Origin of the sequence: Brevibacterium litoralis, assembly GCF_040212315.1 — a bacterium.
In the GTDB taxonomy this organism is placed as follows: Bacteria; Actinomycetota; Actinomycetes; order Actinomycetales; family Brevibacteriaceae; genus Brevibacterium; species Brevibacterium litoralis.
In genome coordinates, this window is sequence record NZ_JBDIUY010000004.1 from 78,854 (window position 1) to 99,866 (window position 21,013).

The 21,013-nt window shown below is 69.8% G+C and carries 22 protein-coding genes and 1 pseudogene; 17 read left to right on the forward strand and 6 right to left on the reverse strand.

Annotated elements, in window-relative coordinates; translation table 11 throughout:
• Positions 1–39: 39 nt before the first annotated feature.
• Positions 40–723 (forward strand): CueP family metal-binding protein, encoded by a 684-nt coding sequence (locus tag AAD496_RS00850; RefSeq protein ID WP_349826730.1) that lies wholly within the window; start codon positions 40–42, stop codon positions 721–723.
• A 69-nt stretch (positions 724–792) separates the two neighbouring features.
• Here the strand turns inward: AAD496_RS00850 and AAD496_RS00855 are convergent, their stop codons facing one another.
• Together AAD496_RS00855 and AAD496_RS00860 are read right to left on the reverse strand one after the other, a co-directional pair.
• Positions 793–1,386, reverse strand: coding sequence for a nitroreductase family protein (locus AAD496_RS00855; RefSeq protein WP_349826731.1), 594 nt, complete (start codon positions 1,384–1,386; stop codon positions 793–795).
• A 117-nt stretch (positions 1,387–1,503) separates the two neighbouring features.
• Positions 1,504–1,830 carry a hypothetical protein gene (locus tag AAD496_RS00860; RefSeq protein WP_349826732.1) on the reverse strand — a complete coding sequence of 109 codons (327 nt, stop codon included), beginning with the start codon at positions 1,828–1,830 and terminating at the stop codon, positions 1,504–1,506.
• A gap of 673 nt (positions 1,831–2,503) precedes the next feature.
• On the opposite strand from AAD496_RS00860, the gene AAD496_RS00865 reads away from it, so the two are divergent.
• A complete protein-coding gene (locus AAD496_RS00865) occupies positions 2,504–2,644 on the forward strand; it encodes a hypothetical protein (protein WP_349826733.1) in 141 nt (46 codons plus the stop codon).
• Positions 2,645–2,707: 63 nt separating this feature from the next.
• On the opposite strand, the gene AAD496_RS00870 is transcribed toward AAD496_RS00865, so the two are convergent.
• Positions 2,708–3,637, reverse strand: coding sequence for an NAD-dependent epimerase/dehydratase family protein (locus AAD496_RS00870; RefSeq protein WP_349826734.1), 930 nt, complete (start codon positions 3,635–3,637; stop codon positions 2,708–2,710).
• A 159-nt stretch (positions 3,638–3,796) separates the two neighbouring features.
• Here AAD496_RS00870 and AAD496_RS00875 point away from each other — a divergent pair, with 159 nt between their 5' ends.
• Complete coding sequence (locus tag AAD496_RS00875) at positions 3,797–4,348, forward strand: GyrI-like domain-containing protein (protein ID WP_349826735.1); 552 nt, start codon at positions 3,797–3,799, stop codon at positions 4,346–4,348.
• On the forward strand, positions 4,345–5,328 hold the full coding sequence (locus tag AAD496_RS00880) for a malate dehydrogenase (protein ID WP_349826736.1): 984 nt from the start codon (positions 4,345–4,347) through the stop codon (positions 5,326–5,328). Before AAD496_RS00875 ends, AAD496_RS00880 begins: the two co-directional genes overlap by 4 nt.
• Before the next feature lie 75 nt (positions 5,329–5,403).
• On the opposite strand, the gene AAD496_RS00885 is transcribed toward AAD496_RS00880, so the two are convergent.
• Together AAD496_RS00885 and AAD496_RS00890 are read right to left on the reverse strand one after the other, a co-directional pair.
• The gene (locus AAD496_RS00885; protein WP_349826737.1) at positions 5,404–6,408 is read right to left on the reverse strand and encodes an SRPBCC family protein; all 1,005 of its coding nucleotides are present in this window, start codon (positions 6,406–6,408) and stop codon (positions 5,404–5,406) included.
• A 3-nt stretch (positions 6,409–6,411) separates the two neighbouring features.
• Entirely contained in the window at positions 6,412–6,747 is a 336-nt protein-coding gene (locus AAD496_RS00890; protein ID WP_433913712.1) for an ArsR/SmtB family transcription factor, read from the reverse strand.
• Positions 6,748–7,226: 479 nt separating this feature from the next.
• Here AAD496_RS00890 and AAD496_RS00895 point away from each other — a divergent pair, with 479 nt between their 5' ends.
• From AAD496_RS00895 to AAD496_RS00935, 9 genes are all read left to right on the forward strand, one after another.
• On the forward strand, positions 7,227–8,351 hold the full coding sequence (locus tag AAD496_RS00895) for a thiamine pyrophosphate-dependent dehydrogenase E1 component subunit alpha (RefSeq protein ID WP_349826823.1): 1,125 nt from the start codon (positions 7,227–7,229) through the stop codon (positions 8,349–8,351).
• Positions 8,352–8,458: 107 nt separating this feature from the next.
• Positions 8,459–9,424 carry an alpha-ketoacid dehydrogenase subunit beta gene (locus AAD496_RS00900; protein ID WP_349826824.1) on the forward strand — a complete coding sequence of 322 codons (966 nt, stop codon included), beginning with the start codon at positions 8,459–8,461 and terminating at the stop codon, positions 9,422–9,424.
• Positions 9,425–9,441: 17 nt separating this feature from the next.
• Entirely contained in the window at positions 9,442–10,872 is a 1,431-nt protein-coding gene (locus AAD496_RS00905) for a dihydrolipoamide acetyltransferase family protein (RefSeq protein ID WP_349826739.1), read from the forward strand.
• A 444-nt stretch (positions 10,873–11,316) separates the two neighbouring features.
• Positions 11,317–11,553, forward strand: coding sequence for a 50S ribosomal protein L28 (gene rpmB, locus AAD496_RS00910; RefSeq protein ID WP_349826740.1), 237 nt, complete (start codon positions 11,317–11,319; stop codon positions 11,551–11,553).
• The gene (gene rpmG, locus AAD496_RS00915) at positions 11,553–11,720 is read left to right on the forward strand and encodes a 50S ribosomal protein L33 (protein WP_433913713.1); all 168 of its coding nucleotides are present in this window, start codon (positions 11,553–11,555) and stop codon (positions 11,718–11,720) included. Before rpmB ends, rpmG begins: the two co-directional genes overlap by 1 nt.
• Positions 11,721–11,726: 6 nt before the next feature.
• Positions 11,727–12,032, forward strand: a complete 306-nt coding sequence (gene rpsN, locus AAD496_RS00920) for a 30S ribosomal protein S14 (protein WP_349826741.1) — start codon at positions 11,727–11,729, stop codon at positions 12,030–12,032.
• A 62-nt stretch (positions 12,033–12,094) separates the two neighbouring features.
• Positions 12,095–12,382 carry an HU family DNA-binding protein gene (locus tag AAD496_RS00925; protein WP_349826743.1) on the forward strand — a complete coding sequence of 96 codons (288 nt, stop codon included), beginning with the start codon at positions 12,095–12,097 and terminating at the stop codon, positions 12,380–12,382.
• A 116-nt stretch (positions 12,383–12,498) separates the two neighbouring features.
• The gene (locus AAD496_RS00930) at positions 12,499–13,353 is read left to right on the forward strand and encodes a nitrilase-related carbon-nitrogen hydrolase (protein ID WP_349826744.1); all 855 of its coding nucleotides are present in this window, start codon (positions 12,499–12,501) and stop codon (positions 13,351–13,353) included.
• Positions 13,350–15,404 (forward strand): bifunctional copper resistance protein CopD/cytochrome c oxidase assembly protein, encoded by a 2,055-nt coding sequence (locus AAD496_RS00935; protein ID WP_349826745.1) that lies wholly within the window; start codon positions 13,350–13,352, stop codon positions 15,402–15,404. Before AAD496_RS00930 ends, AAD496_RS00935 begins: the two co-directional genes overlap by 4 nt.
• Positions 15,405–15,583: 179 nt before the next feature.
• Here AAD496_RS00935 and AAD496_RS00940 read toward each other — a convergent pair.
• Positions 15,584–16,525 (reverse strand): annotated as a pseudogene (locus tag AAD496_RS00940) (MFS transporter); the annotation flags it as partial.
• Positions 16,526–16,731: 206 nt separating this feature from the next.
• Here AAD496_RS00940 and mmsB point away from each other — a divergent pair.
• The 4 genes from mmsB to AAD496_RS00960 all read left to right on the forward strand — a co-directional run bounded on the left by mmsB (position 16,732) and on the right by AAD496_RS00960 (position 21,007).
• The gene (gene mmsB, locus AAD496_RS00945) at positions 16,732–17,646 is read left to right on the forward strand and encodes a 3-hydroxyisobutyrate dehydrogenase (protein ID WP_349826746.1); all 915 of its coding nucleotides are present in this window, start codon (positions 16,732–16,734) and stop codon (positions 17,644–17,646) included.
• A gap of 84 nt (positions 17,647–17,730) precedes the next feature.
• Positions 17,731–18,480 (forward strand): YggS family pyridoxal phosphate-dependent enzyme, encoded by a 750-nt coding sequence (locus tag AAD496_RS00950; RefSeq protein WP_349826747.1) that lies wholly within the window; start codon positions 17,731–17,733, stop codon positions 18,478–18,480.
• A gap of 86 nt (positions 18,481–18,566) precedes the next feature.
• Entirely contained in the window at positions 18,567–20,516 is a 1,950-nt protein-coding gene (locus AAD496_RS00955; protein ID WP_349826748.1) for an NHL domain-containing thioredoxin family protein, read from the forward strand.
• The gene (locus AAD496_RS00960; RefSeq protein ID WP_349826749.1) at positions 20,513–21,007 is read left to right on the forward strand and encodes a hypothetical protein; all 495 of its coding nucleotides are present in this window, start codon (positions 20,513–20,515) and stop codon (positions 21,005–21,007) included. The genes AAD496_RS00955 and AAD496_RS00960 overlap by 4 nt, the downstream gene beginning before the upstream one ends.
• Positions 21,008–21,013 lie beyond the last annotated feature (6 nt).

A 21,013-nucleotide genomic window follows, 5' to 3' on the forward strand; every position in this document is an offset into this window, starting at 1 on the left:
TTTTGGCCTGGTGAGACCGGGTGACGCACGATGGATCCCATGACGATCGACGCCGGGTCCGCCCACCGGGTACCCCACCGTGTTCCCCACCGTGGTCCTCGCCGTGGTCCTCGCCGTCCACTCCTCCGTCCGGTCGCCGGTGTTGTTCTGGCGGCGGCACTGGCAGCGGGGTGTGTCCCGGGACAGGGCACCTCGGGCGCGGGCCCGGGGGCCGCGGGTGATGCCGTCACCGCGGACGCCGCCACGGGAATTCTGGAGGAACACGGACTGGACGGGCTGGACGCGGTGGAGATCATCGAACGGTTGGACGCGATGCCGGTCGACGACCGACCGGCGGACCTCTTCGCCTCGGTGCAGCCGGGAGCGCTCGTGGTCTCGGACGGTGCGGGAGCCCAGGTGCCCGTGGCGATGCCCGACGACGAGGTCTACATCGCCGTCGCCCCGTACGAACAGGAGACGCACGACTGCCACTTCCACAGCCTCACCACCTGCCTGGGCGAGTTGGGAGACACGGAGGTCGAGGTGACGCTCACCGGTGACGACGGCACCGTGCTCGTCGACGAGTCGCGGAGGACCCACGACAACGGCTTCCTGGGGCTGTGGGTGCCCCGCGGTTTCACGGGGTCGGTGACGATCACCCTCGCCGGGAGGGCCGGCGAGGCGCCCGTGTCGACGGTCTCGGCCGACGACCCGACCTGTATCACGACGCTGCGATTGACCTGAGGCCGCAGGGCGTCTCCGCAGGCAGTTCCGGGACCGGTCCCGGTCCGCGGCGGCCCAGTCCTCGGCAGCTCAGTCGTCGACGAGGACGGACTCCGCGACGGGGCGACGTTCCCGTGGGGCGGTCTCGCGGGCGCGGGTGGCCTCCGGAAGGGCGGAGGGGTCGCCGAGCTCGCCGAGGGCGATGAGGGAGACGACCTCGAACCGGTCGGGCAGGTCGAAGTGACGGTGGACGGCAGCGGCGTCGAACCCGGTCATCTGGTGGGCGAACAGGCCGTCGTGGTGGGCCTGGACGGACAGGTGCGCGACCGCCTGCCCGAGATCGTAGGGGGCGGTGTCGCGGGGCTTGCCGTCCTCGGTGTGCATCTCGGCGACGGTCACGATGATGACCCCGGCCGCCGGGGCCCACTGGGCGTTGAAGTCGATGAGGGTGCGCGTGAGCGCCGCATGCGACTCGGTGCCCCGCCGTGCCACGAGGAACCGCCAGGGCTGATGGTTGAAGGCCGAGGGGCTCCACCGGGCCGCCTCGAGCGCACTCGCGAGCTTCGTCTCGTCGATCGGGGTGGTGCCGTCGTAGGCGCGGGGGCTCCAGCGCTTGGCGAGGACGGGGAGGATCGGGACGTCGGTCGGCGCGGTGCGGTCGGTGGCGGAGTCGGTCTGAGTCACGGGTGGATCCTCCGGTCGTCGGGACGGTCGTCGTGCCCGGCGATCATGTGGGCCGGACACGCGACACGGTAGTGGGTGATCCGCTCCCGAGGCGCCCCGTCCGTCATCCCGGGACGGTCAGGCCGATCGGAGGAGATCCGGACGCAGATTCTCCTTGAGGGCGTGGACGAGGGCGGCTTCGACCGCACTGCTCGTTCCACCGTCGAGCGCCTCCATGAGCAGGGTCCGTGCGAGGGTGGAGACGGGGAGGTCGCGTTCGGCTGCGGCCGCAGCCAGGCGGGCGTGCTGGTCCGCGCTCAGGCGAACGGTGAGGAGCTTCGGCGCGGCGTCGCCGGTGCGTCGAGTGGCGGACACGTCATTCGGCAATGGGTCCGGAAGGAGCTCGTGACGTCGTTCCTCGGCCTCTTCGGAAGCATTCCGGAGTCGTTCTTCGATGGTGCTCATCGTTCTTCCGTCCTCTCGTAGATCATGGCATCGCGCTGGTTCGACTTCCAGGCATTCACGCCCCACAGGTGTCCGTCTTCGCTGCGGAGAACGATGACGGTGATCAGAAAGCCCGCGGAGTCCGACCAACCGATAACCCCGTCGGTGTCACCTGACCGGGACGCCGGATCGGGAGACACGATGACGGCGGTGGGGTCCTGTTAGCCTCGTTCGCCCACAACGGCTCGATGTCGGTTTCCGATTCGGAACCCTTTCGCCTCCGTCGTGACCGAATGTACTCGCCGCGGTGGCGCCAATCCGGAGCGGACATGTATGAGATCCTAATACGGTGCAGCTCCGGAGGGAATCCTCTGCGGTGTCCACGGTCGTAGGGTGAGGGTATGAGGACCCGGATCGTCGCCGCACAGCCGGTCTGCACCCCGCTCGACGTGGGTGCGAACGTGCGGGCACACGCCGCCGTGGTCCGGTCGGCCGGTGCGCCGGTGGAGGGGATTGCGCCGGTGGAGGAGAGTGCACCCGTGGAGGAGAGATCACCGGCCGAACACGTGACCTGGCGACCCTCGCGGACGACGACCTCGACGTCTATCTGGCCGGGGTCGTCCATCTGCCCGCCGAGATCCCCGAACAGCAGCGGCGTGGTCGGCACATCTCGGCGCTCACCGGGGCGCTCACGGTGTTCGCGAATGCGGCCGGTCCGTGCGGCACGACCTACCCGGACGCCGGCGGGCACTCCGCGGTGTTCCGGGACGGCGAGTGCCGGGCGGAGGCCGGTGGAGAACCCGGTGACCTCGTCGTGGCGACACTCGACCACTGATCCGGGGCCGTCCGATCGACCCAGCGCTCATTCGACCCAGTGCTCATTCACCCCAGTGCTCATTCACCCCAGTGCTTCCCACTCCGCGCGACCGACGACCGGTTCCCACCGGCCGTCCAGCCAGCCGGGGGCCTGGTCCTGGCCGAACCACAGCATCTCGACACGGCGGGCGATCCCGGTGAAGCGGGGGGCGATCCGTCCGGCACCGAACAATCCGGCGACGACACCCCGGGCGAACACGCGGGGGACGCGGATCGGCCGGTGCCCACCGAGGATCTCGAGGAGGGATGCGGTCGTGAGTCCGTCCGCCGGCTGCAGGACGATCGCCGGGGGCGGGTCCTCGGACAGGGCGGTGAAGGCGATGGCGTCGGCGACGTTGTCGACGTGCACCTGCGGGGTGGGGTCCGTCCCGGGGGACGCCACCGAGGCGAGTCTGCTCCGGGCGATCCGGCGGAGCGAGGCGGTCACGCGTCGTTCCGCGCCCTGGACGGAGGTCGGGCGGAACACGACGTGGCCGGGGTGGGCGAGCACCATTCGTTCGCCGAGTGCCTTCGACGCGGAGTACGGGCTGAAGGGGTGGACGGTCGTCGACTCGTCGAGCACCCGCGCGCGGCCCTGCACGGCCGCCGTGCTCACGTGCACGAACCGGGCGCCGACCTCGTCGCTCACCCGGGACAACAGGCTGGGCAGGAGGGCGTTTGCGCCGTACAGGCCGTCGTCGGCACCACCGGTGGGCGTGGCGAGCCCCGCCGCGTTCACCACGACCGAGGCGCCTGCGACCTCCTCGACCAACCGCGCGGTGAGGCCCGAGTGGGAGGGTGCCTCGGCGGCGAGGGAAGCGGTGTCCCGCGCGGTCGTCGTCACCTGCGGGGACGGCACCGGCCGGACCTCGGCGCCGCGCCGTTCGAGGGCGCGGGCGACGTGCCGGCCGACGAATCCGGTCGCGCCGAACAGCGCGACGGAACGCCGCTCATCGCCCGCGGAACCTGTCATGTGGTCCAGACTACGAAAGGTGTCGCGGGCGCGGTAATCCGACACGTGGCGGATCGGTGATACGTCGGTGCGCATCCGTCGGCCGTTGACACGGTCCGTGGCGGGGAGGATCGTTCTGGATACAGGTGATCCAGCCCACCCAGACCCCGGGAGCCCGCCATGTCCCAGTCCGACCAGACCACCTCCGAGCCCGGCGCCGCAGCGAACGGCACAGAAGAGACCGGTGCCGACCCGCGGATCATCACGGTGGCGGCGACGCCCGCGGCCGTCGTGTCCGGGACGAACGTCCCCTTCGCGGACATCGCGGGCTTCTACGACAAGGCCTATCCCGCGATCGCCGAGGTGCTCGAACACCACCAGCTCACCCCCATCGGTCCGGCCTACGGGCTCATGACCCGGATGCCGACGGAGACGATGGACCTGGAGGTCGGGTTCGCACTCGACCACGCGCTGCCTGTGGCCCGGAAATCCGCGGGCGGGGTGCAGGTCGAACCCTCCTCCCTGCCCGGCGGTCTCGTCGCGACGACGACCTACGTGGGGCCCTACGAGGGCCTGGGAGGCGCCTGGGAATCGTTCATGTCGGCGATCCCGGGTACCGGCCACACGCCGCGCATGCCGTTCTGGGAGGTGTACGTGACCGAACCGGGCCCCGACGCGGACCCGGCGACCATGCGCACCGACCTCTACGTCTCGGTCGGGCCGAACTCGTGACGGCGCCACTGAAGGTCGCCGTCACCGGTGCCGCCGGGCAGATCGGCTACAGCCTGCTGTTCCGGCTGGCCTCCGGGGCGCTCGCCGGTGACCGGCCGGTCGAACTGCGGCTCCTGGAGATCCCCCAGGCGCTCGACGCGCTCGAGGGTGTGGTGATGGAGCTCGACGACTGCGCCTTCCCCACCCTCGCCGGGGTCGAGATCGGCGATGATCCGCGGGTGGTGTTCGATCGCGTGGACCTCGCGCTCCTCGTCGGCGCCAAGCCGCGCGGCCCGGGGATGGAGCGTGGTGATCTCCTCGAGGCCAACGGCGCGGTCTTCGCGGCCCAGGGTGCCGCCCTCAACGCGGTGGCCGGGCCCGACGTGCGGGTCGGTGTGACCGGCAACCCGGCGAACACGAACGCCCTCATCGCCTCCGCCCACGCCCCGGACATCCCGGCCGAACGGTTCTCCGCGCTCACCCGCCTCGACCACAACCGGGCGATCGCACAGGTGGCGCAGCGGACCGGGCGGCCGGTCTCCGCGGTGCGCCGGATGTCGGTGTGGGGCAACCACTCGGCCACCCAGTACCCGGACCTGTTCCACGCCGAGGTGGACGGCACCCCCGCCGTCGAGGCGATCGGCGACCGGGCATGGATCGAGGACACCTTCGTCCCGACGGTCGCCGCCCGGGGTACCGCGATCATCGCGGCACGGGGGAAGTCCTCGGCGGCCTCGGCCGCCTCGGCGACGATCGACGCGGCCCGCGACTGGTTGTACGGCACGCCGGACGGCGACTGGGTGTCGATGGGGGTCGCGTCCGACGGCTCCTACGGCGTCCCGGAGGGACTGGTCTGTTCCTTCCCGGTCACGACCTCCGCGGGCGACTGGACGATCGTGCCGGACCTGGAGATCGACACGTTCTCCCGCGAGCGGATCGACGCCTCGGTCGCGGAACTCGGCGCCGAACGCGAGATGGTCCGGTTCCTCGGCCTGGTCTGAACGACCTGTATGGTCCGAACGACCTGACCGGGAACCGGACCACTTCTCCTGCAGGGCGCATCGGCGGCGCGGAGTTCACCCGGCCAGGACCGTCTCCAGCCGCACGTAGCCGGCCTCCATGCCGTCGGTCATCCCGGTGTCGAGCGCGGCCTTGCGGGTCGCCGCGTCGGGATAGGTGATGACGTAGACCAGGAGCGTGCCCTCGGGGACGGGGGTGAAGGTCACCTCGTTGTAGGTCTCGCCCTGTGTTCCCTCGGTGCCCGCTGTCCCTTCCGTGGACTCAGGTCCCTCCATCCGCTCGGTGTGGACGATCCGGTACGGCGCGTGGGACTCGAGCACCTCGCCGCCGATCGAGAAGCCCTCGCCGCCGTCGTCCGGGGCCCAGTCGTAGCGGAAGGTCGAGCCGGGCTCGCCGGGCGGGGTGCAGGAGGGCATGGACCAGCCGTCCGGTCCGAGCAGCCACTGTTTGAGCAGGTCCGCCTCGTGGTGGGCGCGCCACACGTCCTCGACGGAACCGGCGATGACGCGGCTGATGCGGGCCTTCGTGTCCCCGATGTGCTGCGTGTACGTGGGGATGTCCGCGGCGAAGCTGAGGAGATCGGCGAGCACGGCGTCGATCTGACCCATCGCCAGGCGGGTTCCCTCGATCATGCCCATCTCGACGAGCTGTTCGAGCTGTTCGAGCGAGCCGAAGTGGGTGACAGCGGTGAGCCTGCAGCCTTCGGCGGTCTCCTCGAAGGAGTAGACCATGCGCATGGAGGGCATGTCCGGGTTCTCCGCCCCGTCCTCCCCGGCGAATCCGTCGCGGACCTCGAAGTACTCGGGGGCCCGGACGTCGAGGAACTCCCAGAACCCGCTGGACATGTCCCCTTCGGGGCCGGTCATGTAGTACTCGGAGCGGCCGCCGGTGAACATGTCGTGCCGGGTGAAGGTGGCCGGATAGGTGGGTGGACCCCAGAACTTCTCGATCTGCCGGGGATCGGCGTAGGCGTCCCACACGCGCTGTCTGCTCGCCGCGAAGTCCGCGACGATCGTGAGGGTGAGGGCCTCGGGGTCCTTGATGATGTCGGTGACGGGCATGGGTCATTCCCCTTCCAGGAGCGCGTCGAGCCGGTCGATCCGGCCGCGCCAGATGTCTTCGAAGGTGGTCAACAGGTCCTGTGCGCGCCGGATGGCCTCCGGCTCGCCCCGGACCAGACGGTTCCGTCCGCGGGGTTCCTTGTGCACGAGTCCTGCCTTCTCCAGTACCGCGACGTGCTTCTGCACGGCCGCGAAGGACATGTCGTACCGGTCTGCCAGATCACTCACCGTCGAGGGCGACCGCAGGGTGCGGCGAACGATGTCGCGGCGAGTGGCGTCAGCCAGGGCTCGGAAGACCCGGTCGACCTCGGCATCGCTCATCTCTTCTCGTACAACCATCGGGTTGTACGTTACGCCGGGGTGACGATTCTCACAACCCCTGCTCCTGGGAGATGGCTGGACGTCCGACAGTCAGTCTTCCGAGCATTTGTGCGGCCCTCACAAGGTGTTTCAGGCCGTGGGGTGGCGCCGGGCCACCTGTCGGAGTCGGCTGCCTACCGTGGTGCCAACAGTCGGTTTCCGTTACCGTTTCGACCACATCGTGGAACACGTCACTTCCGAATTCCGGACAGGCGTCCACGGTGGGGCAACGGTGCCCCTCCGTGGGTGCTCGGGGGCCGGAGGGACGGTTCCACCGGACGCGAGGCGACCGCACACCCGCGGCGACCTCCATCAGCACGGGCGGATCCGCAGGCGAACCCGAGGATCCGCACAGGCGAACGGAGTCAGACATGACATCGCACATCGAACACACCGGGCCGCACCTCGACGCCACCGACGACGGTGGTGACATCCCCCGTTTCAGCGAGGAGCCCCGCATGATCCAGATGCTTTCCCCGGAAGGTGAGCGCGTCCACTCGGGCGAGTACGACGGTTTCGCCGCGGAACTCGACGAAGGGGACATGCGCGACTTCTACCGCGACATGGTCCTCATGCGCCGGATCGACCACGAGGGCGAGGCCCTGCAGCGCCGCGGCGAACTGGGCCTGTGGGCCCCGATGCGCGGCCAGGAAGGGGCGCAGATCGGCCTCGGTCGCGCCCTGCGCCCGCAGGACTTCGTGTTCCCCACCTACCGCGAGCACGCCGTCGGGTATATCCGTGGCCTGCCGCCGGAGTCGGTGATGGCCATGTTCCGGGGACAGAGCCACGGCGGCTGGGATCCGCAGGAGCACCGGTTCAACAACTACGCGATCGTCATCGGCTCGCAGACCCTGCACGCGACCGGCTACGCCATGGGCGTGGACCTCGACGGCGCGGTCGGCACCGGTGACGAGACCCGCGACACCGCGACGGTCGCCTGCTTCGGCGACGGCGCGTCGAGCCAGGGTGACGTCTCCGAGGCGCTCACCTTCGCCGGTGCCTTCGGGGCCCCGGTCCTCTTCTTCTGCCAGAACAACCAATGGGCGATCTCGGAGCCGACGACCGTCCAGACCCCGGTCCCGCTGTTCCGCCGCGGTGAGGGCTTCGGCGTGCCCGGCGTGCGGGTGGACGGCAACGACGTCCTCGCCATGTACGCGGTGGCCCGTGCGAGCCTCGACAGCGTGCGTGCCGGTCACGGACCGCTGCTCATCGAGGCGTACACGTACCGGATGGGTGCGCACACGACGGCCGACGACCCGACCAAGTACCGCGACGACGCGGTGACCGAGGCCTGGGCCGCCAAGGATCCGATCTCCCGGGTCCGGGCCTTCCTCACCAACCACACGGACACCCCGGAGGAGTTCTTCGACGAGGTCGACCGCGAGGCCGAGGCGCTCGCCGTCCGTGTCCGCGACGCCGTCCTCGCCATGGAGGAGCCGGCCCTCGACCAGCTCTTCGACCACGCCTATGCCACCGAGCACCCGCTCGTCGCACAGGAGAAGGCGCAGTACCAGGAGTACCTGGCCGGTTTCGCCGACGCCCCGGAGAGCCGGGACGCACAGGGGACGGGGGCCGCACGATGACGACGACCACCGCCACATCCGACACGGCCGCCACCGATCCGGCCGCCACCGAAACGGCCGCAGCGGCCACCTCGGCCGCGGACCCGCAGGCGCCTCGGGTGGAGAAGATGCCGCTGGGACGGGCGATCAACGCCGGTCTGCGGCGGGCCATGCAGGCCGACCGCAAGGTCCTCCTCATGGGTGAGGACATCGGCAAGCTCGGCGGCGTGTTCCGCGTGACCGAGGGGCTGCAGAAGGACTTCGGCGAGAAGCGGGTCATCGACACCCCGCTCGCGGAGTCCGGGATCGTCGGCACCGCGGTGGGTCTGGCGATGCGCGGCTTCAAGCCGGTCGTCGAGATCCAGTTCGACGCCTTCGTGTTCCCCGCCTACGACCAGATCGTCACGCAGCTGGCGAAGGTGCAGCAGCGCAGCCTCGGGCAGCAGTCCCTGCCCGTCGTGATCCGCCTGCCCTACGGCGGTGGCATCGGCTCGCCCGAGCACCACGGGGAGAGCCCCGAGGCGGTCTTCGCCCACCACGCGGGCTTCCGCATCATGGCCCCGGCGACCGCGCACGACGCCTACTGGATGATCCAGGAGGCCATCACCTGCCCCGATCCGGTGATCTTCCTCGAACCCAAGCGCCGCTACTGGCTGCGCGGGGACGTCGACACCGTGGAGGCGGGCGCGACCCCGGACACGGCACAGGTCATCAGCCCCGGCACCGACCTCACCCTCGTCACCTACGGCCCGCTCGTCCCCACCTGCGTGGACGTCGTCGCGGCCGCCGCCGAGGAGGGTACGAGCGTGGAACTCGTCGACCTGCGCAGCATCGACCCGCTCGACGTCGCGACGGTCGCCGAGTCCGTCAAGCGGACCGGTCGCCTCGTCATCGCGCACGAGGCGCCCGTCTTCCTGGGCCTCGGCGGCGAGTTGGCGGCCCGCATCCAGGAGGAGTGCTTCTTCCACCTGGAGGCCCCCGTCGTCCGTGTCGGCGCCTTCCACACGCCGTACCCCGGTGCCAAGCTCGAACACCACTACCTGCCGGATCTGGACCGCATCCTCGACGGTGTCGACCGGGCCCTGGCCTACTGAGAGGGGAGGAGTCACACATGACCGCAACGATCGATTCCAGCGCGTCGGAGTTCCTGCTCCCCGATCCGGGTGAGGGGCTCACCGAGGCCGACATCGTCAGCTGGCGCGTGGCGCCCGGCGACACCGTCGAGGTCAACCAGATCCTCGTCGAGGTGGAGACCGCCAAGTCGCTGGTCGAACTGCCCAGCCCCACCGCCGGCGTCGTCGCCGCCCTCCTCGTCGAGGAGGGGCAGACCGTCGACGTGGGTTCCCCCATCGTTCGGTTCGCCGGTGCCGGCTCCACCGCGGACACCGCCACGGACACCGCCGCCGAGGCGCCCGCCGAGGAGGCGGGTTCCGGCGAGTCCGGCCCCTCCCTCGTGGGTTACGGGGCGTCTTCGGCGTCCTCGAAGCGGCGGCCGCGGAGGAAGCCTGCGGGCCCGAGCGCCGCCCCGGAACAGGGCACCTCGACCGCGGGGAACACGACCGTGGAGAGCACCGCCGGCGAGAGCACTGCCGCGGGGAGGACCTCGCGGCCGCTGGCCAAGCCTCCGGTGCGCAAGCTCGCGAAGGACAAGGGCGTGGACCTGACGACGGTGCCCGCCACGGGTTGCCGGGGTGAGGTGACCCGCGAGGACGTGATGCGGGCGTCCGAGGGCGGCGCGGCCGAAGCCTCGACCGGATCCGACTCGCTCAGTGATTCCGGACTGCACAGCGCTTTCGAACTGCACGGTGCTCCCGGCCTGCACAGTGCTTCTGGACTACACAGTGCCGGTCCACGGGAGGAGCGGGTGCCGCTGGGTGCCGTCGGGAAGGTCATGGCGAAGTCCATGGTCGACTCGGCGTTCACGGCACCGCACGTCACCGAGTTCCTCGAGGTCGACATGACGCGGACGATGGACTTCCTCCGGCAGATCAAGGCCACGAAGATGCTCGGCGAGGACGTGCGGGTCTCCCCGCTGTTGCTCGTCGCGCGGGCGGCCCTGTGGGCGGCCGGGCGGAACCCGCGGATCACCGCGACGCTCGACGGGGACCACGTGGTCGTGAAGAACTACGTGAACCTCGGGATCGCGGCAGCCACGCCGCGGGGTCTCGTCGTGCCGAACGTCAAGGACGCGCACGCCCTGGGCCTCGCGGACCTGGCGCGGGAGATCGGTGAGCTCACCGCGACGGCGCGGGCCGGCCGGACGAGCCCGCAGGCGATGGCGAACGGGACGTTCACGATCACGAACGTCGGGGTGTTCGGCGTCGACTCCGGCACACCGATCATCAATCCCGGGGAGAGCGCCATCCTGGCCTTCGGTCAGGTGCGGAAGAAGCCCTGGGTGGTCGACGACGAGATCGTCGTCCGGGAGATCAGCCAGCTGTCGGTGAGCGCGGACCACCGCGTCGTCGACGGTGAGGTCATCTCGAAGTTCCTGGCCGACGTCGGGCGGGCGCTCGAGGAGCCGCTCACACTGCTGGTCTGAGCATGCCCGTCTGAGCCCACCGGTGTGACCTACGACCCCTTTGGATCGTTGAATTTGCGGGGCACGCGCGGTGCCGACTACGATTGAACCTCGTTGTGTCGGCACTGCGCGTGCCTCTCGCGTCAGCGGACGTTGGAGGACAGGTACGCTCCCGGGTCGGCCGCTGTGCTCGACGAGCGCTGCTCGACGCCAGGCCCCATCTCACAGGCCCGTGCTTCAGCGCTGGTGTGGCATCAGCAAGAACACAAACCCTTCACCGGGGTGACATACACCTATCACCGCCACGAATTCGGTGTCGGGAGACGGATCCGCGTGATCCGCCCACCGGCACGGTGACCCTCGGGTCGCCCGGGAAATTCCACCGGTGATGAACATGTGGTTGATGTCGACGGTGGCGCCGACACCCGTCCGCCACCGGCAGAAGCAAGGACTTGGAGGAGAACCATGGCAGCTGTGTGCCAGGTGACCGGGGCAGTTCCCGGTTTCGGACACAATGTGTCCCACTCGAACCGCAAGACGAAGCGTCGGTTCGACCCGAACATCCAGAAGAAGACCTACTACGTGCCCTCGCTCGGTCGTAAGGTGACGCTCAACGTGTCCACCAAGGGCATCAAGCTCATCGACAAGCGCGGAATCGATTCCGTCGTGCAGGACCTGGTCGCGAAGGGAGTGAAGCTCTGATGGCAAAGGCACAGGACGTTCGCCCGATCATCAAGCTCAAGTCGACGGCAGGCACGGGTTACACCTACGTGACCCGCAAGAACCGTCGTAACAACCCCGACCGCATCGTGCTCAAGAAGTACGACCCGAAGGTCCGCAAGCACGTGGAATTCCGAGAGGAGCGCTGAGCGCACATGGCCAAGAAGTCGAAGATCGCACGTGACAAGCAGCGCCGCGAGGTCGTGGAGCGCTACGCCGAGCGCCGCCTGGAGCTCAAGAAGCAACTGGTGAACCCGGAGTCCACCGACGACCAGCGCGAGGAGGCACGTCTGGCCCTCCAGAAGCTGCCCCGCGACGCGTCGCCGGTCCGTCTCCGCAACCGCGACCAGGTGGACGGCCGTCCCCGCGGTTACCTGCGCAAGTTCGGTCTCTCGCGTGTCCGCATGCGTGAGATGGCGCACAAGGGTCAGCTCCCGGGTATCACCAAGTCGTCCTGGTAATCTCTGGTACGTTCGTACCAGCGCAAGACCCCTTGTACCGTAAGTCCTGAAGGAGGACAAGCATGGCCAAGAACCGCAGTGAGCTCGTTTCCGAGGTCGCAGAGAGCACTGGTCTGACCCAGAAGCAGGTTTCCGACGTTCTCGACGGTGTCTTCGCCTCGTTCTCGAACGTGGTCGAAGCCGGCGAGAAGCTGACGATCCCGGGTTGGCTCTCCGTCGAGCGCACCGAGCGTGCCGCTCGCAAGGGTCGCAACCCGCAGACCGGTGCCGAGATCGAGATCCCGGCCGGCTACTCGGTCAAGGTCTCGGCCGGCTCCAAGCTCAAGGCTGCCGCAGGCAAGCCCGCCTGAGTCGTCCTTCCACGGACTCCCCGAGGTCCCGTTCCCTTCCGAGGGAGCGGGACCTCGGTCCGTTGTGCTCGAGGGTCCTGAGAACCCGCGCGAACGCCCGACGGTAGGCTTCTCCCATGCGCGTTTCAGCGATTCAATTGGCGTACACGGACGACGAGCCGGTCGAGGAGCGGATCACCCGCGCCTGTGATCTGGTGCGGGCCCAGCACGACGTCGACCTCGTCGTGCTGCCGGAGCTCTGGACGGCCAGTGGTTTCGGCTACCGCGAGTGGGGACACCGCGCGGAGACCGTCGAGTCAGGTCCCACGGTGGCCGCCGTCGCGCAGGCCGCCCGTGATCTTGGTGCGTACGTGCACGCCGGTTCGATCATCGAGGCGAGCCCGGAGGCGATGGATCGCATCCGTGCCCACGACTTCGACATGAAGGCCATGCCCGTCCTGCCCGACGGTGAGCGGGGTCTGTGGAACACCTCCGTCCTCGTGTCCCCCGCGGGCGAGGTGGTCACCACCTACCGGAAGATCCACCGGTTCGGGTTCGGCAACGGTGAGCCCAAGCTCCTGGAGGCCGGGACCGAGGTCGTCACCGCCGACATCGAGGTCGGTGGTCGGACCGTCACCCTGGGTCTGGCCACGTGTTACGACCTGCGGTTCCCGGAACTCTTCCGACGCCTCGTCGACGCCGGGACCGAGGTCCTCGTGGCCCCGGCCGCCTGGCCGGCCGCCCGTGTACGCGAATGGGACCTCATGGCGCGCGCCCGTGCCGTCGAGAACGAGTTCGCCGTCGTCGCGGTCAACACCGCGGGCTTCCATGCCCGGACACAGATGGGCGGGCACTCCGTCGTCCTCGACGCCGCGGGCATCGAACTCGCCCGGGCCGGCGTCGACGAGACGGTCCTCGTCGCCGACATCGACATCGACGCGATCCATGAACGCCGGGCGTCCTTCCCCGTACTCGCGGACCGACGCCTGTGACGGCCGGGCACACCACTCCGTCCCGCGCCCTCGTGTGGACGGCTCTCCTCGGTTATCCGCTCCTCGGGGTCCTCGTCGGCCTCGGCGCGCTCTTCGTCACCGGTGCGGCACTCCCGCAGCTCGTCGGTGACTCCGGAGCACTCGGCCGGTTCGGTCTGCCCTTCGCGGAGTTCGTCTTCGACACCGCGGCCGCCCTCACCGGCGGGGCACTCGTGCTCGCGTGCTTCGTCCTGCCCCGGGCGCCTCGGCGGCGGAGGACCGGGCCGGAGGACTCCGCGGAGGACACGCTCGATCCGGGCTGGACGGCGCTGCTGGGGGTGGCCCAGGTGTCCTCGGTCGTGTGGACCCTCTCCGCGCTGGCCGTGCTCGTGCTCTCCTACATCGACACCGCCGGTGCGCAGGCGTACGGCGGGGACTTCGGTTCTCAGCTCGGGTACTTCATCACCGAACTCGACTTCGGTCGGTACTACCTCTTCATCACCCTCGTGACCGCGCTCGTCTCGGCGCTCGTCGTGGTCGTCCGGTCCTACACCGGGGTCGCCTGGGCGATGGTGCTCAGCTTCGTCGCCCTCGTCCCACTGGCCCTCATGGGCCATTCGACGGGGGCCGACAACCACACGACCGCGGTGAACTCGATCGGGCTGCACCTCGTGGGCATCGTCCTGTGGGTCGGCGGACTGCTCACGGTCGCCCTCGTCTCGGGGCGCCTGACGGGCCGGGCGGACCTCCAGGAGATCGTCCGGCGGTTCTCGGCCATGGCCCTCTTCGCGTTCGTCGTGGTCGCCTACTCCGGATTCGTCAACGCCGACCTGCGCATGGGCCGGCCCGCCGACTGGGTGACTCCGTACGGGCTGCTCATCCTCGTGAAGATCGCCGCGACCGTGGTGCTCGGTGGCATCGGCTGGTGGCACCGGCGGCACGTGATCGAGCGGTTGGGCACGGTCGTCGACTCCTCCGCGCGCGCGGCCCGGCGTCTGTTCTGGCGTCTGCTCGGGGTCGAGACCCTGATCTTCGGTGCCGTCATGGGGCTAGGTATCGCCCTGTCCCGCAGCCGCCCGCCGGTCCCGGACGACCCGCCGGCCGCACCCACCCCGGCCGAGATCCTCACCTACTCGCCCCTGCCGCCGCAGCCCACCTGGGGCACGTGGTTCACGCAGTGGTACTGGGATCCGGTCTGGGTCGTCGTGACCGTCGGTTTCGCCCTCGCGTACGTCCTCGCCGTGGTCCGGCTGCGGCGCCGGGGCGACCACTGGCCGATCTGGCGCACGGTCTGCTGGGTGATCGGCATGGCCGGTCTCATGTGGGTCACCTCCGGAGGGCCGGCGGTGTACGGCAAGGTGCTGTTCTCCGCGCACATGATCCAGCACATGCTCATCGTCATGGTGGTCCCGATCCCCATGGTGCTCGGTGCCCCCATCACCCTGCTCATGCGGGGATTTCGACCGCGTCGGGACGGCTCGCGGGGCCCCCGCGAATGGGTCCTGTTGCTCGTCCACTCCCGGTACCTGCGGTTCTTCGCCCACCCGATCGTGGCGAGCGTGAACTTCGCCGGATCCCTGGTCGTCTTCTACTACTCCGGGATCATGGGGCCGGCACTCGCCACGCACCTGGGTCACGAGCTCATGATTCTGCACTTCCTCGGCGCCGGGTACATGTTCGCCCAGGGGCTCATCGGCGTGGACCCGGGTGCCACCCGGTTCCCGTACCCGGTCCGCCTCCTCATGCTGCTCATCACGATGGCGTTCCACGCCTTCTTCGGGATCTCGATCATGTCGAACACGTTCCTCATCGAGGGCGACTGGTTCGGCAACATGGGCCACGACTGGGGCTTCAGCGCTCTCGAGGACCAACAGACCGGTGGCGAGATCGCCTGGGGCATCGGCGAGTTCCCCGCGGTGACGCTCGCGATCCTCGTGGCGATCGAATGGGCCCGGTCCTCCGAACGCGAGGCGAAACGCACCGACCGCAAGGCCGCCCGGGACGACGACGCGGACCTGCGGGCGCACAACGCGATGTTCGCGCGCCTCAAGGCGCGCGACGACGCCCGGTGAGGGGTGGTTCCATCCGGCAGTTGGCATGACGTGTGCCGGGCGCGGCGTGGGCTGAGAACCACCCCTCCCGCCCACATCGGCATGACGGTCGGGTGAGTCCCTCTCCGGGGCGATCGACACGGGGCATGGAATGGATCAGCGGCGGGCGGCGTCCTCTCGGTCGACGTCGAGGAGGCCCAGGCGACGAGGCTGATCGCGGCGGCGACGGCCAGGTAGATCGCCACGGGCATGCCGGAGTCGAAGGAGCGCAGGAGGAACGTCGCGATGATCGGGGCGAAGGAACCGGCGACGATCGCGGTCACCTGGTAGCCCAGGGAGACGCCCGAGTACCGCATGCGGGTGGGGAACATCTCCGCCATGAAGGCCGGCCGGTCGGCGTACATGAGGGCGTGGAAGGCGAGTCCCAGGGTGATCGCGATGAAGATCGACAGTGCCTGCCCCGTGTCGAACAAGGGGTAGGCGAGGAAGCCCCAGGTGCCGGTGAGCAGGATGCCCACGAGGTAGGGCGGTTTGCGCCCGGCGATGTCGGTGAGACGGCCGACCAGGGGCACGAGGATCGCGTGGATGACGTGTGCGCCGAGCAACAGCCCGAGGATCTCGGCCTGTTCGATCCCCACCTCGAGGGACAGGTACGTGATCGTGAAGGTGACGACGATGACCGCCGACAGCCAGAAACCGATCCGCCAGCCCCAGGACAGGAACGCCTCGGACGAGAGGACCGCGGTGAGGCCGTGGAGCACACCGGTCGCCAGGAGGTTCCCCAGCGGCACCGCGGACTGCGGCCAGGACGCCCAGAAGCCGCGGGACTCCTCGGGGGAGTGCTCGGCGACCAGCAGCACCGCGCCGCCCCGCTCCCCACCGACGGCGAAGCCCTGGACGAAACGCAGGAGCACGAGGATGACCGGAGCGGCGTACCCGATCTGGCCGAAGGTCGGCAGACATCCCATGAGGAACGTCGAGGCACCGACGAGGACGATCGACATCTGCAGCAACTGCTTGCGTCCGTGTTTGTCGCCGAAGTGCCCGAACACGATCCCGCCGAGCGGACGGGCGAGGAAGCCGATCGCATAGGTGGCGAAGGCGGCGATCACCGCATCGAGCGGGTTGTCTCTGCCGGGGAAGGGGTGGGGGATGACATGTCGGGGATTCTCCTGACGTCGTCGGCAGGGGTGACACCTCGTCATCCTGGCCCGATCGGGCGCCGGACACAAGAGCCCTTGTCGAGTTCCCCGGGCCCGGTGTCCGCCGACGGATTCCGCGCTAGGGTGAGCGCGTACGAGGACGTACAGCGGGCACGCCCCGCTGCTGGACGTGCGAGGAGGCACGCATGACGACGGTGGCATGGATCGGGCTGGGCAACATGGGCAAGCCCATGACCAAGAACCTGGTGGACGCGGGACACACGGTTCGCGGATTCGACCTGAGCGAGGCGGCGCTGGCCGCCGCCGTGGAAGGTGGGGTCACCGCCACGGGATCCGCCGCCGAGGCGGTCGCCGGTGCCGACATCGTCTTCACCATGCTGCCCAAGGGCGAGCACGCGCGTGCCGTGTACGAGGGCGCGGACGGCGTCCTCGCCCACGCCGCACCCGGCACCGTGCTCGTCGACTCCTCGACGATCGACGTCGCGACCGCCGAGCACCTCCACACGGCGGCGACGGACAAGGGCTTCGAGTTCCTCGACGCACCGGTGTCCGGTGGCATCTCCGGGGCCGCGGCCGGCACTCTCACCTTCATGGTCGGCGGCACGGCCGAGGCGCTCGAGAAGGCCCGGCCCGTCATCGAGCCGATGGCCGGGAACATCTTCCACGCCGGGGGCGACGGCGCGGGCCAGGCGGCCAAGGCCGTGAACAACATGATGCTCGCGGTGAGCATGCAGGGCATGGTCGAGGGCGCCGTCCTCGCCCGGAAGCTCGGCCTCGACGCCAAGACCTTCCACGACATCGCCACGGTCTCCAGCGGTGACTCCTGGCCCACCCGCACCTGGTACGCCCACCCGGGGATCGTCGAGTCGGCGGCGGCCAACAAGGAGTTCGCCTCGACCTTCGCCTCGGTGCTCATGCACAAGGACGTCGGTCTGGCCCTCGCGGCGGCCGACACGGTGGGCCTCGACCTGCCCGGCGCCAAGCTCGCCTTCGCCCAGCAGCAGAAGCTCATCGACGACGGATACGGTGACCGCGACTGCACCCTCATCGTGCGGAACATCGACCCCGAGGCGCCCGGCGTCCCGTCCGACTGGGCCTGACGCCGCCCGAACCCCGGCACCCCGCCGCTGCTCAGGGCTGATCCCGCCGGTGACCGTGCCGCCGCGGTGGGTACCCTGGGAGTCATGAGCGACTCGACCATCCTGAGCCCCCAGGAGGAGCAGGGGATCCACGACCGCCTCGACGAGGCCCACGAACGTGCCGCCGCGGCGGCCGAACGCGTGGGCCGGAAGCCAGAGGACGTGCGGATCCTGCTCGCCACGAAGACGCAGCCGGCCGAGCGGATCCTCGTCGCGCTGCGGCACGGTTCGACCCTCATCGGGGAGAACCGGGTCCAGGAGCTCACCGGCAAGGCCGAGGCGCTCGCCGCCGTGGCACACGAGTCCCACCTCATCGGGCCGCTGCAGAAGAACAAGGTCAACCACACCCTGCGCGTGCCGTCGTGCACGTGCATCCAGTCGATCGACGACGCGGCGCTCGCCCGGAAGATCCACACCCGGCTGGAGACCGAGGCGTCGGAGGGTGTGGCCGACCGGACCATCGACGTGTTCGTCCAGGTGAACACGAGCCGCGAGGACTCCAAGAGCGGGATCGTGCCCGAGGCCGCCGAAGAGCTCGTCGCCGCCGTGCTGGACCTCGACCGTCTGCGTCTGCGCGGATTCATGACGATCGGCCTGCCCGGTTCGTCGCCGGAGGAGATCCGCCCGTCCTACCGGGACCTCGTCGCCGTGAAGGACCGGCTGCTCGACTCCGGGATCATCACGGCGGACCAGACCGCACTGTCGATGGGGATGTCGAACGACTACGAGCTCGCCATCGAGGAAGGGGCGACCATAATCCGCCTCGGCAGCTCCATCTTCGGCGCCCGCGCCTGATCCCCGCGGTCGAATGTGACACTGCATGACACGACTGTGACCCGGCACGCTGCGGGCGGGTGACCGGGGGTGGGAGAATGCAGGGCATGAGCACCGACACGACCCCCTCGGCATCCCCGCAGGCTCCCACACCGGCGCCGGCCGCCTCCCGCAGCCCCCGTCTCCGCGCCCCGGAACTCACCGGCCGTCGCTGGATCAACACCGGGGGGACGGACCTCGGCCTGGAGGACCTGCGCGGCAAGGTCGTGCTCCTCGACTTCTGGACCTTCTGCTGCATCAACTGCCTGCACGTCCTCGACGAGCTGCGGCCGATCGAGGAGAAGTACAAGGACGAACTCGTCATCATCGGCGTGCACTCGCCGAAGTTCGAGTTCGAGCGCACCGTCGAGGCCGTCGACCAGGCCGTCGAGCGCTACCAGGTCGAGCACATCGTCCTCGACGATCCCGATCTCGTCACGTGGCAGGCCTACACGGCCCGCGCCTGGCCCACGCTCGCGCTCATCGACCCGGAGGGCTACCTCGTCGCCTCGATGTCCGGTGAGGGTCACTCCGCGGGCCTGTCCTCCCTCATCGAGGAGGTCGTCGCCGAGCACGAGGCCAAGGGCACCCTGCACAAGGGGGACGGCCCCTACGTGCCGCCGGCCGCGCCCGAGACGGAGCTCTTCTACCCCGGCAAGCTCACCCGGCTGGCCGGCTCCGGCAACCTGCTCGTCTCCGACTCCGGCCACCACTCCCTCGTCGAGTACGACCCGACCGGCGCCGAGGTGCTCCGCCGGTTCGGTTCCGGTGAGCGCGGTCTGACCGATGGCCCGGCCGCCCGGGCCCGGTTCTCCGAGCCCGGCGGCGCCGTCCAGTTGCCCGACGACCTGGCGCGCGAGGTCGGCTACGACCTCGTCGTCGCCGACACCGTCAACCACGCCCTGCGCGGGATCGCACTGGAGTCCGGCGAGGTGACGACCCTGGCCGGTACCGGCGAACAGTTCATGATCGGTGCGATCGACAACGTCGTGGGCACGCACGAGGAGCTCGACCGGTACTCCGGTCCGGCCCGGGACGTGAAGCTCTCCAGCCCCTGGGACGTCACCTTCGACGCAGGTACCGGCACCGTGCTCGTCGCGATGGCCGGCAACCACACCATCTGGTCCTTCGACCCCCGCGCGGGCACGATCACCCACTACTCCGGCACGATGAACGAGGGCCTCACCGACGGTGACGCGACCACGGCGTGGTTCGCCCAGACCTCCGGTCTCTCCCCGGCCTCCGACGGCGGCGTGTGGGTCGCGGACTCCGAGACCTCCGCGCTGCGGCGCCTGGACCCGGCGACCGGAGCGGTCGAGACGAAGGTGGGCACCGGCCTCTTCGACTTCGGGTTCCGGGACGGCGCGGCCGACGAGGCCCGGTTCCAGCACCCGCTCGCCGCCGTCGAACTGCCCGACGGTTCCGTCGCGGTGGCCGACACCTACAACGGCGCGATCCGCCGCTGGGACCCGACGACCGACGAGGTGAGCACCCTCGCCCGCGGGCTCGCGGAGCCCTCCGACATCCTCGTGACCACGGAGGGCGCGGACGCTCCCTACCTGCTCGTCGCGGAGTCCGCCGCCCACCGCCTCACCGCGGTGTCGATCCCGGAGGAGGCCCAGCGCGTCGACGAGGGCGCCAAGCAGACGGCGCGTCCGGCCACCGAGCTCGGTCGTGGTCCGCTGCAGATCGACGTGTCCTTCGCGGTGCCCGTCGGCCAGAAGCTCGACGACCGCTGGGGCGACCCCACCCACCTGCAGGTCTCCTCGACCCCGCCGGAGCTCATCACCGCCGGGTCCGGAGGCGCCGAGGGCATGACCCGCACGATCGAGTTCGACCCGGCGATCACCTCGGGCGTCCTCCACATCACCGCCCGCGCCGCCAGCTGCGACGGCGAACCCGGCGGCGAGATCCCGCTCCACGCCGCCTGCCACCTCTACCAGCAGGACTGGGGCATCCCGGTGGAACTCGTGGACGGCGGCGAGAACGCCCTCCACCTCGACCTCCGCGGGGTGTGAGCGCCCACCACGCCCGCCGGTGCGTCCCGGCCGGCCTGCTCGCTCTGGCCACGCTCGCCGGATGCGTGCCGTTGGACACCACCGGAGCGCGCGAGACCCCACCCGCTGCCACTCCCGCCGCCGAGGCGCCCGCCCCAGTGGTGGGCACCGCGGGCACTCCGTCCTTCCCGGACCGCGCGGACGAGACGGGCTCCGCTGTCGCATCCGACTCCGCCCTGCTCCAGCTCGCCGAGCTGGAGGTCAAGGGGCGGGCACCGAAGACGGGGTACGACCGGGACCTGTTCTCGTGGCGGGAGGACGTCGATCACAACGGCTGTGACACGCGGAACGACGTGCTCCGCCGGGATCTCACCGAGATCGTCCTGCGGGAGGACGGTTGTGTGGTGGAGGACGGGGTGCTCGCCGACCCCTACACCGGGGAGACCTTCGACTTCGTGTACGGCTCCGGGACGAACGTGCAGATCGACCACGTCGTGGATGTTATGTCGTAATCGAGA